Genomic DNA, 11,716 nt, shown 5'->3' with positions numbered 1-11,716 from the left:
GAATTACAAAAAGCGAAATGATGATACAGGTTGATATTACGACAAACTAGTTCATGCATGCTTTTATCAGCCTATTTTTCATTGGTCTAACAAACTTTGGGGCATTTCCGTGTTAGAAAATGTGACTGGTAAAATCAGCGCCAACAAAAAACCATCAAGCCTAAACTTGATGGTTTTGATTACTAACTGCTTGTTCAGCAGGAGGGTTGCTTTCTTCCTGGCCTATTCTTAGCTGCCTATGCGGCAGGACACGATACCTCGATGGCTGAACTAATCAAATCATCTTTCTTAGCTGCCTATGCGGCAGGACAGTGTTAACTATAGTCGCTAAGCTGTTAATTCCATGGACTTTACATCACAAATCCATAAAATATCCTTTTTCTTCTTGCGTCTGTAACTCCTTGTTTTTACTTCCCCGAAAAAGAGCTTTCAAAAAAGGGTCAAAAGCGCAAGTCAGGGACAGTTCCTCTTCTTTCTTCGTTCGTCGCTAAACCATAGCTATTAAAGTTTGCTGCAACGCTCTCACCTACAAACTCCTTTTGCACGAACAAAATATAATCTTGCGCAGATGAGCCGCTAGAGACTGGTATTCGATGAAAACTATCGATGATTCGCTCTTCATTAGTAGCTGGTAACGATGGTTCAACACCAGATAGTTCGGCTCTAACCATGCTTCGTTTGATTCGGCGTTTCTTGGAGCCTAAAAAGCTTTTCCCAATCGTTTGGTTACGGGTAAACCTCACCTCAGCCGCAATGTCAGGCACCTCACAAACACTGGAGATCTCAAACAAACCTTCATTTACCATCAAAGAAAAATAAGGCTGAAAAGAGAGTCCAACCATCACCTCTTTATCTTCGGCAACAAAAGCAATAGTTTGACCAACTGTAGATTCATTCCAATCAGGAAAGCTCACACCAATCCTATTCATCGCTTGTCGGTTATTCACCATAAACAAGTGCATTTGAGAGATACAACGCCCTGCTAATAACTCATAGTCGGCTCGAACAGGCGTGTAACGTATTAAGAAGTAGTAACGCTTAGTCATACATCTCCCTTACTTAGCCTTCGCTTTAGACTTTGAACTTGAGCAATTAAAGAGACCACCCTTGATCAAGACCGACATAATAAAGTGCACGTCATTTGAGATGGTCTGAGAAGCTGTCATTGTCTCAATCCAATTCTCTGTATTTCTGACTAATTGGTAAAAATCATTTCCATGGGACACATGTCGCCTTGCTATAACGTATTCTCGGTCTGCCCCATACTCATTCACTCTTAAGGGCTTATCTGCGTCTTCATGCCACCAATCGTCAATCGATTGCAATGCTGCACCAATTTTTTGACCATGAAATGCAACAGTTTCCTTTCCGTTCAATAGTTCGACTGTAGCTAACTGCTTAGTAGGAACACCATCTTCTCGGCTATCTAAAAACTCTTGGCTTGGGTAAACCTCATCTCCCCAACCAACTCCAATTTTAGCTTTTACATCCATATAGAAATATTCGTTCGGATCGGAAAGGGCTCGCATCAAATAGGCTGTGAGCTTTTCTAGGCATTCTGCTGAAGCCTCATCCCAATGACCATACCAAGAAAGCTTTGTTGCGTTTTCTACAATCAAGGTTTGTGAATCACTGGTGGTCACTTCTATCGACAGCTTTCGACACTCTCTGTTGCGCCAAAGCCAACTGCCAAGCAGGATATTCTTGGCGTATCGATGAGCTAACTCATGATATCCGTTAAGCTCTTTATAAGTTTTAGCAAGTAACGAAAGTTTACTGCGCACTTCATCATCACTACAGATATCTGGGGTTAGAGAATTTGCTCGAATTCGAAGAGGGAATGCACAGTAGATATCATCGACACCTGGCTTTACATAACACTCTTCGATGAACTGAGGATTGGAGTGAGCTAAATCTTGTGGAGCAACATTCTTTTGTACAAACTTGCCCCCTTTATATGCTTCTGCATAACCACCTTTTGGCGCACGCAACCTAGTCCTATCAATTTCAAGGGGACACATCTCACCACTTTTAGATATATAGTAGAAATATGCTTTGCCAGCAGAGAGTGATCGAACGTAGTTCAGCTGAGTGCAAAGTTCCATAAACGATTAATCCCTATAGTTTTTTATAAGAATAGTTTCGCTACTGCATTCTATCGACCAAAAGGCGTGGTTTAAAAAGTGATCTCTTCCACTAAAACGCACTTCTATGGGGCTAACTCGCTGAGCAAGTCCTATCGCATTCTCTGCATAAGCGTGACAACTGGTGATTGAGTTGCCCCGTTTAGTTGGATGCTCTAACAAATGGTAGCCGATGGAAACTGGCAAATTATCAGCGTCTTTAGTAATAAAACGCTCTAGCTCATCAAAATCACTCGGCTGGTTTTCACTTGGATATAACCATCGCCCGTATGCTGGTAACCCTTTTATGACATGGAAAAGCTCACTCTTGCTGGTAAATGTCCTTAGCCACTCAATCTGCGTCGATAGCTGTGGTTGGTATAATGCCCCTCCGGCGAAAGCAACGGGAAGGGCCGTTTTAAGCGCGGACTTAAAATCTGAAATTCGGCTGTCGCTATAGACTCTGATAACTAAGTCTATTTCTAGGTCCGCCAATCGTTCACTACGAATAGTTGGTCGCTTCGCGTTAGAAACCGTTCGTGCTTTGGCGACTGAGTTGGGTTCGGTAAGCTTCGCTGTCGGTTGAATCTTCTCGCTTCGAACATAAAAAGAGAAACTCGAAAACTCAAACGGGGAATCACAATTAACTAGCTTATTAAACTCTCTTTGGTAATGGTGCATGAAACCCCAAATAGCCGTCAAAGAAGGAGCACCACACAGATATGGGCTACTCATTGCGACCGCACCTTGCACTCTCATTGATGACAAATAAATATACTGCTCACCCGTTACCTTATCCTCATTACTACTTGGTTTACTAATTTGTTCAAGTACCCATACGATTTGGGCTTTGATGACCTGCATAAGCTTGGGATGATAGGCAAACTTTGCGGCAAACTTATTATTTTGAAGCGCGAGATGTAAGCGGCGGTTCAACTCACTAGCTAAGGAGCCCAGATCCGATTCAGGTAGCACCAAAAAGGCCTTAGCTAAAGTGTCATCATGTTCCAATGGCTGTTGATTAGGGTCAGCATCAACAATATCTCTTAACTCAATTAATGGAAGCATCCACAAGGCTATCTGCTTTCGCAATATCTTACTTCTAACCTTACGAGCGCTCTCCCTTTGCTTTTGTGTTTTTGATGGCTCTGAACCAATTAGATGATTTAACACCTGACAAATTTTGGCGTTAGTTACCTGATAGTCATCAAAGTAGTGACCACTCTTTTTGCGACTTTCAGGTAACGTCCCACCTTTCGCTGGTTTGACGTTTAGCGGGTAGTTAAGGGCTTTCATATGCCCACCTAAACTGCCGCACAAGTTCCCGATACTTGCAGAATTTGGCAGTGACGAAGACACAAAGCTGAGCTTACTTTCCTGACTTCGCGCTCTCACTTCTAGCTCACTTTGAATAGCATGACTGACCACTGGTGTGACTGAAACATAATCATCCCCCCATGGAAACCGTAGTTGCTTGCTGTAAGTGCTGACACTGTCAGGGAGGCTATTTTCAGGTAGATCTTCTGCCATTGTGTTTTGTAAGCGAGCAAGTGACTTAGTGCCTAAACCAAAACCTTTAAGCAGCTCGAGCCAAACAGGGGTTTCTTGCTGAATAAGTGAAAGAAGACTCACGGACTGTGATTGCCAACGAAAAGGGTTCAATAACCACAATGTATGGCGATACACTGCAGAGTTATGCGCCCACCCCAAGCGTTGCTGTAATGCTGCGCTTGAAATAAATGCCTCGGTTGTCACAAGAGGCTGTGCAACTATTCGCTGATCTTTAACTCGGCAGTCTGGAAACTTGAGATTATGAGTGTGGAACCATTTGATCTCATCAAGGGATGCCTCTAGGTTATCAGCGGCTTTTAAATGCCTTTTAGCACGGGCAACATCCAACCAATTCGAGCATCTATCCGCTTGATGGCTTGAACTGAGATTAAGCAAGATCGTTAATGCTTCTTTTTCATACCCTTCAACACAGACATCTTCCGTATAGGGCATGAAGATCTTCTTTAGCGCAGCCTGCTTTACTGCTTCGTCTTCAATTGTTAATAAGTCACTTAATTTCGTCATAATTACCACTCAGGTAGATACACACTTAAACCATCACTTTCAGAGCTCATTCGAGTCAGCTTTGTTTCGATGACACTTCTTAATGTAAACGCCGATTCATGACTCGCTATCTTTGTATGTATTCTCGGCCTAATAGCGGCTTTGATCTCACCAAACTCATACAACCGATACACTTCATCCGTTGTACAAGAGAGCAATGTAGAAGCTTCTAAGGGGCTGAGCAGTACATCACCGATATTTCCTTTCGCGCTTGAAGGCACTGTTGCCATCAGCTTTGTAAAGTAAGTTAACACCTGAGTAAGTACGATATTATGACTCAACTTCCGACTGGGTAACTGGCGACAATCTTTAAGCAGAGCACCAAAGGCTTCATTGAAAAACATTTTCTTCCAATCTTTTACGCGAACAAGTTCTGCCTTCTCTTTCAAGGCATCGAGGTCTTGCCACAATGCTGTTGGCCAAGAGCCACAATATTCAATGAATGACTCAAAACTGAGCTCATCGATATCACCATAGCGATTTACATACCAAAGTAAAAAACCATAGCGCTCAGATAACGTCATTTCTGACTTCTGCAATCCCAAGGGTTTTGAATCATTTCCTGACAACCATCGAGCGACCAAGGTCTCAGCCTCTGGCGCCTCCTCTACTGGCGAGTTTCGAAGTTCAAAACCACATTCACATTGGCTAATACCCTCGGTACTTTGATATTCAAGTCTCGACATACACTCAGGACAGTGATGAATCAGTTTACTGCCATGATGCTCACAAGCTTGGTGAGAGATAAATTGCCACTGCTGGCGAATGTAAGGAGCTTCGCCAATACATAGGGGGCAAATAGGTGTGAAGCGTTTGCGAAGAAAAGCATAAGGGTAGTCAGAGCCGAATCTATGCACAGCTTTGTACTGTGGAGAGAATTGAGCTTTTGAATGTGATAACGCTAGACGCAGTACACCAAAGTTATTGAGCTTTAATTGGTTCTCAAGGTGGATAAGCACTCGCACCCGCATTTGGCTTGTGGTTTGAGCGTGATAGATATTGACTCGGTTGAGCTCTAAGGGGAAAGCACCAGCAATCGCCTCATGTTGATCCATGGTGTCGAACCAGATGTCTTCGGCGAAATGAGAAAATCGCTCGTAACCTTGTTCTTGCGATAAGCGCAACAAGAAGCTTTCGAGCGATTCGTCAGGGTAAAGTTGAATGTCCGTTTTCACATGCCACCACTAAAACTTAGAATTTCTAAGTTTTAGTGTAGAGTAGATCGTTATTTTTTCAAGATTACAAAAACTTTAATAGCAAATGGACTTATCTATGAAGATTTCCCCTTAGCGTGCCAGGGATACTTGCTATGACAACGCTAAAGCATTAATCAGAATAAAAGCATCAATACCAGTAGTTTCACAACAACCGGTTTAATTTGTTGATATTTAAGGAGGATCAAATAAAATATGCCTTCTATCATTGAGGAAAATTCATGAAGTTTAAGCAGCATATCCATCAATATTTCCCGGACCTAGAACTTAATAGTCTCGAGGAACTTACACTTTATAGTAGTAAAGAGCCCGTTTCTGATGTGACAAACTTTGCTGACCTTATCTACTGGCCTCCGAATATATTCGTTATTCTTTATACGTTAATAGAAAGAACTGATAAATATCGACTACTTGTTTCTCCCAAAAATGGCTTTGGATGGAAGAAAGTAGATAAAGAAGAGGTAAATATAATTGACAAAGATTGGCATAAGTTATTAGCAGATATGTATTCTCAGCAAAATTTACCGTTTGCGAGCTTTGATATACTCCATAATTTAACAATCATTTTCAACAAGGATACTTACAATTCATGTATATATGAGCTTTTTAAAGATCCTCAATTCTCAAAAGCATGTTTTAAAATGCTGCTCGCCATAGACAAACTCTTTTCAAACATTAATGTGTGTAATTATGACAAATTAGAACCACTTCAGTTTTTCCTCTTCCTGAGAGAGTCATCTAAAACTATTAGTCAATCGAAATTAAATACAACATCTAACATTTCGGATTGCCATAGTAAAAATGGAATCGTAACTTTTAAATCCTCGGTTCCGCAAACAGGCTTAACCATGAATAACGTGACACATAATTTAACCGTTATTAAACCTACAGTTAAACCACATATTGTCTCTAATAGAGCTAAATCTCATGGCTTTAATAAATCATCATACAACATTCTTTTTTTACCTTGGCCTCAAACGGTTTCCTCATCATCTTTTAAGATAGCTAAGAATGACCCGGAAATGGACATGGATGAGTACTTTGGTTTCTTTGACTACAAACCAAAAAAAAGTATTGATACCAAACTATTCCTTGCGGCTCTAAAACAAGGTATCAATCGTGCCGGACAGGTTGACCTCATAGTTCTACCTGAGTGTGCGATGTCAAATAAAACATTTGAAGATATTTGTAACGATCTTTCGCATATATTTAAAGAACACGCTCCATCATTGCTATCGGGAGTTTATGGTGAAGAGCTTGATGGATACGGCATAAACTCAGCTAAGCTAGCGTTCGTAAATGAGCTTGGCACCTATCAAATAGAAGAACAAAGAAAGCATCATCGATGGTTCTTAGATCAGAGCCAAATTCGAAACTACAATCTTGCAAATGCTCTAGATCCCGGTAGGAAATGGTGGGAGAAAATAAAGATTGGGCGTAGACGCCTTTTGACTGTACATTCAAATAAGCAAGTCACCCTATGTCCGCTAATATGTGAGGATTTAGCGCGACAAGAGCCCGTTGCACAAGCAGTAAGGTCTGTAGGTGCTAATTTGGTAGTAAGCCTACTTTTAGATGGCCCTCAATTGAGCTTTCGTTGGCCTGGGAAATATGCCGCAGTTCTTTCTGACGATCCCGGTTCATCTGTTCTATCAGTAACAGCTTTAGGCATGACCCAGCGAGCGACAGGGCTAGGACACGATCCAAGTTCAGATGTTGCTCTCTGGAGCGAACCGGGAAAAAGTGCGACTACACTTAATCTTAAAGATGATCACGACGGTTTAATGCTAGAATTAACAATAAGTCCTGAAAAGCAATGGACAATCGATGGTAGACTTGAAGAAAAATCTGTTCTGCGTAAGAATGAGGTTACTCCAATAAAAATTAGTGAGTCTGACAGAAATAAAACTCAGCGAAGTTTGAGAGACTCTTTAGCAAAAGAATTTAGTAGAGGGCGTTGATATGAATACAGAACAAAAAAAATTAGTTCTTTCTATCATTGAAATGGCATATAAAGATCCTAGAGTCGCTAATCTATACTTCTCTTTCTTATCAGAAAAAGAGCTTTGTGACTTGCCTGAACTAAAGATAATCAAAACCATTGTTGATAACTCCGATCAGTACTCTTCCCTTGAGGACTATCGCAAAGATATGCTCAAAGAGGTCAATGCTTTCGATATAAAGAATTTGAAAACTTCATTATCCTACTCTTTAAATTGATTATCTTTTCAACTTTTTTAAAGCATTAAAGGGGCCAATTCAAGCCCCTTCTTCCTTTTTCAAATAAGCACGTTTTATTATTGAAGACAGCCCCCTTTCCTTTAGAGACGAGCACACTGTTCAACAATAGCATCAGTGAGATGTAATTGAGTGGTTTGAGCTTTTGTTAAGTTACATTTAAGACTGTCACAAAGTTCAAGTAATGAATGTACCATCACATTAATTCGATGCTGCTCTTCTAATGGTGGCACTGCAATTACTGTGTTTTGAACCTTACCTACATTTAAATTAGGTTGCGCTCCTCCTGCTGCATTACTACGAAGTTCCTCGTAAGACTTCCTAAAATACAACTTAACAAAATCTTTATGGGCAGTGTTCGGTTCAATTAGACTGATAGCTGCACAAGCTTGGTTTGTACCCGCAGGCTCACTAAGCTCCGTAATTTGCCCTCGTGTCTTCCCTTGACCATACATTGCAACTATCAATGTACCAACTGGGTATACTGAAACATTAGTTTCTTTGATGGCAAGCTCTGAAACTTTTTCTTTTGTTTGCCCAACAAACAAGTTTGCTGTCTCACCACTAGAAACCCAATTATGATCTGGAGAATCCCAATATTTAGGATTGCTCCTTGAAGGAGTTGCTCCTGTTCCGAGAACTCCAAAAGTACCTACTCTTGCCCACTCCCATCCATTCGGCAGTTCAAACAGCTTTTCATCATCAGCGATCGGCGGCAGTACTTTCTGCTTTTTGATTTTTTTCTCTTTAATCAACTGCGCTTTTTCTTCCGCAATACGCTCAAGCAGCTTTGCCGCAGGTTCATCATTTGGGTCTTGTGGGACAAGCTTACCCATTACCGCCAGTTGCAGGATGGTTTGTTTTAGCTGGTCGATGCTCGCTTCTGCCGTGAACAGGGTATCGAAGTGCTCGCTGATTCGAGCCCAGTTTTGCATTAACTCTTCAGCGTTTGCAGAGTTGGTTAGCGTGTCTAACAGCGTTGTCACCAATACCTGATGTGCCGTAATACTGGCTTCAGTTTGTTGTTCCAGTTGGTCGCAGAGTGTCATAAGTTCATCGACTTTGGCGACGATGCGGTGTTGTTCTGACGTCGGTGGAATTGCAACAATTGTTTCTCTAACTTTGTCAGCATTTAGGTTCATCACTACAGCACCAGCTGCACTTTTCTTAAAAGAACGCACAATAAATGGTGAAGACAACAAGCTATATAAATAATCTTTATCTAAAGATGATGGCGGACTAAGTCGTAACCATCCATCATGAATACATCCTTCGATCTTTGTAATATAAGGGCGGCCAAAGCTCATTGAGTTAGTCAGAAGAAAATCACCGGGGTAAACTTGGCGCGTTTTAGACAACCCCTCTGGACGTATTTTCTCAGCAGTACTGGTAATGTACTTTCCACCAATGTCTGTATCGCCAATTTTAATCCAGTTTAGACCATCTGATGAATCAGTTATAAATGACTTAATTGGTCGAGGCGATCCCCCTCTTTCGATATGGCATACATTCCCAAAAAGCTCCCATTCCCATCCTAAAGGTAGTGTGAATGGCTTATCCGAACTACTAAGAGGAGGTAATGGCTTTGGTTTCTTAATCTTTTTTTCTTTTACAAGTCTCGCTTGTTCTTCCTTAATGTTACCAAGCAGTACCGATGCAGGTTCATCCGTTGAATCTTGAGGGACTAACTTACCGCGCACCGCCAATTCCAAGATCAGCTCTCGCAGCTTCTTCACGCCATAAAGCTCGCGCTTTTTGCTGCTGCCGCGACCAGAGGCAGATTTGGTTTTAACGGTTGACGTCCAAATGTCGATATTGTCGGTGATCAACTGGTTCATAGAGGTTTGTTCTACGCTCATTATTTACTCTCACCAGTTGTTGTAACAGACGTCGAATCTACCGATGATTTCAGCGCATCGCCTAGAATGCCTTTTAACTGGTTACGAAGCTGAGAGATCTCTTGTTGCTGCTGTTGGTAGCTTTCTAGAAGCTCGTTTGGATCGTGACTTACCACTTCACCTTGGTATGGGTTTTTAATATCTAGGTTGAAGTTGCGCTCAATAATATCGGCGATTGGCACTTTCCACGCGTGATTGTTCTCTACACGGCTATCAAAACCGTCTGCTTCATTGCCCCACCAATCGATCTCTTGTTGGAACTCTTCAAACTTCATTGGCTTGGTTTTGCTGTAGTTTTTGACGCCTTCTGGGTATGGGTGCTCGTAGAACCATACATCTTTGGTTGGCTTGCCTTTGGTGAAAAACAGAATGTTGGTTTTAATGCCTGTGTATGGGTTAAATACCCCATTAGGTAAACGTACAATGGTGTGCAGGTTACACTCCTCACACAGCATCTTTTTGATTTTGGTTTTAACGCCTTCACCAAACAATGTGCCGTCTGGCAATACTACCCCTGCTCGGCCGCCACTTTGCGTTTCTGAGCCTTCGTCTAACACTTCGATGATCAGCTGTAGGAACAAGTCAGCGGTTTCACGAGTTTGCATTTCGGCTGGGAAGTTCTTTTCAATGCCGTCTTCTTCTGTTCCACCAAACGGAGGGTTGGTCGCAATCACGTTGATGTTGCTGTCCCAACTTGAAAGCGGCTTATTCAGCGTATTACCGTGTTTGATTTGCACTGGTACTTCAATGCCGTGCAGCATCATGTTGGTGATACACAGTAGGTGTGGCAGTTGTTTCTTTTCGACACCGTGGATCTGCTTTTGCAGTGTTTGGTGATCGGCTGCTGTTTTCACGTAGTTGTCTTTCACATGGTCAAACGAACACGCAAGGAAGCCACCCGTACCCGTTGCAGGGTCCATAATCGCTTCGCCCAGTTTTGGATCTAAACGATTAACGATGAAGCGTGTAACAGCACGTGGAGTATAGAATTCCCCCGCGTTACCTGCACTTTGCAGATCTTTTAAGATTTGTTCGTAGATATCACCAAACAGGTGACGCTCTGACGAGTCGGTAAAATCTATTTCGTTCAGCTTGTTAATCACTTGGCGCAGCAGTGTGCCGTTTTTCATATAGTTGAAGGCATCGCTAAACGCTTCTTTAGCAACAAAGCCACGAGGGTTTAGGTCTACTGGCGCGGTTAGGTTTTTCAGTTTGTAGAAAAGGTCGTCGTTCACAAACTCAAGCAGTTCATCACCAGTGATACCTTCAGCATCTTGTGCCCAGTTGCGCCACAGATATTGCTCTGGGATTGGGAATTTGTAGTCGTCCAGTTCTAGTTCTAACTCTTCTTCTTGCGCATCGAATACTTTAAGGAAGAGTAACCAAGACATTTGGCCAAGGCGCTGCGCATCGCCGTCGACACCGGCATCTTTACGCATGATGTCTTGAATGGATTTGATAACTGAACTGATAGACATGTTTTCTACTTATAAATAACTGAAAATTTGGGGCGAATTATAGCAGAACTAGGTCAAAAAAAATGAAGTTAGTTCTATGAAACCATAGATATAAGATTCATTAATCTATAGCCTGAACTTATAAAATCATAATCATAAATACAGTTGGCTAAATAATGAACATAGAATGCCCTCGTTGCCAGAAGGACAATGAGATTGAATTTGCAGAAAACATATCGTGTTCAGAGTGTGAGAAGAGCTTTAAAGGGTTTAAGTTCAGCAAGCGAAAGCTCGTTTCTGCTAGCTCCGCTTTACTGGTTGGAGCCCTAGGGGGTTACGCAGTTGAAAGTGGGTTAGACAAAGAAAGGTATCCTCTCGAAGTGGAATACGCGATTGTCGATACTTGCGTGAATTCTAGCAAAAACATGGTGTCCGTAAGTTGGTATGAAAGTAAACGGGAAACTTGTTTATGCGCATTAGAAAAAACAGAAAATGATGTGGCATATTCAGACTACAAATCAGATCAAGCTATATTTCTTCGCACATTCAAGCAACACGCTAACAGATGCTCATAAAAGGAGAGGCAGCATTATGCTACCCCTCCTTTAATTATTAGCGCTTAGGTGTGTTTCCGCGACCACCGCCCGATGGTTTGCCCGTCGTGCTTGGGT

The 11,716-nt window shown here is 41.9% G+C and carries 9 protein-coding genes; 3 read left to right on the top strand and 6 right to left on the bottom strand.

Going from position 1 to position 11,716, the window contains the following annotated elements; all coding sequences use genetic code 11:
- Positions 1-440 precede the first annotated feature (440 nt).
- From cas6f to F0226_RS20100, 4 genes are read right to left on the bottom strand one after another with little or no spacing between them, the layout of a single operon-like run.
- Entirely contained in the window at positions 441-1,046 is a 606-nt protein-coding gene (gene cas6f, locus F0226_RS20115) for a type I-F CRISPR-associated endoribonuclease Cas6/Csy4 (RefSeq protein WP_171737309.1), read from the bottom strand.
- Positions 1,047-1,055: 9 nt separating this feature from the next.
- Positions 1,056-2,105 (bottom strand): type I-F CRISPR-associated protein Csy3, encoded by a 1,050-nt coding sequence (csy3, locus tag F0226_RS20110; RefSeq protein ID WP_171737308.1) that lies wholly within the window; start codon positions 2,103-2,105, stop codon positions 1,056-1,058.
- Between the two features lie 6 nt (positions 2,106-2,111).
- Entirely contained in the window at positions 2,112-4,199 is a 2,088-nt protein-coding gene (locus F0226_RS20105) for a type I-F CRISPR-associated protein Csy2 (RefSeq protein ID WP_171737307.1), read from the bottom strand.
- A 2-nt stretch (positions 4,200-4,201) separates the two neighbouring features.
- Positions 4,202-5,413, bottom strand: coding sequence for a TniQ family protein (locus tag F0226_RS20100; protein ID WP_171737306.1), 1,212 nt, complete (start codon positions 5,411-5,413; stop codon positions 4,202-4,204).
- A 260-nt stretch (positions 5,414-5,673) separates the two neighbouring features.
- On the opposite strand from F0226_RS20100, the gene F0226_RS20095 reads away from it, so the two are divergent.
- The gene (locus tag F0226_RS20095) at positions 5,674-7,413 is read left to right on the top strand and encodes a hypothetical protein (protein WP_171737305.1); all 1,740 of its coding nucleotides are present in this window, start codon (positions 5,674-5,676) and stop codon (positions 7,411-7,413) included.
- 1 nt (position 7,414) lies between these two features.
- The gene (locus F0226_RS20090) at positions 7,415-7,672 is read left to right on the top strand and encodes a hypothetical protein (RefSeq protein ID WP_171737304.1); all 258 of its coding nucleotides are present in this window, start codon (positions 7,415-7,417) and stop codon (positions 7,670-7,672) included.
- A 101-nt stretch (positions 7,673-7,773) separates the two neighbouring features.
- Here the strand turns inward: F0226_RS20090 and F0226_RS20085 are convergent, their stop codons facing one another.
- Together F0226_RS20085 and F0226_RS20080 are read right to left on the bottom strand one after the other, a co-directional pair.
- The gene (locus F0226_RS20085; protein ID WP_171737303.1) at positions 7,774-9,549 is read right to left on the bottom strand and encodes a restriction endonuclease subunit S; all 1,776 of its coding nucleotides are present in this window, start codon (positions 9,547-9,549) and stop codon (positions 7,774-7,776) included.
- A complete protein-coding gene (locus F0226_RS20080) occupies positions 9,549-11,066 on the bottom strand; it encodes an N-6 DNA methylase (protein WP_171737302.1) in 1,518 nt (505 codons plus the stop codon). The genes F0226_RS20085 and F0226_RS20080 overlap by 1 nt, the downstream gene beginning before the upstream one ends.
- A gap of 155 nt (positions 11,067-11,221) precedes the next feature.
- Between F0226_RS20080 and F0226_RS20075 the strand changes: the two genes are divergently transcribed.
- Entirely contained in the window at positions 11,222-11,620 is a 399-nt protein-coding gene (locus F0226_RS20075; RefSeq protein WP_171737301.1) for a hypothetical protein, read from the top strand.
- The last annotated feature ends 96 nt before the right edge of the window (positions 11,621-11,716 follow it).

It is taken from the genome of Vibrio sp. 99-70-13A1 (assembly GCF_013114625.1).
Lineage (GTDB): Bacteria > Pseudomonadota > Gammaproteobacteria > Enterobacterales > Vibrionaceae > Vibrio.
Note: the sequence above shows the minus strand (reverse complement) of the source record. Positions and strands in the feature narration are given on the sequence as shown.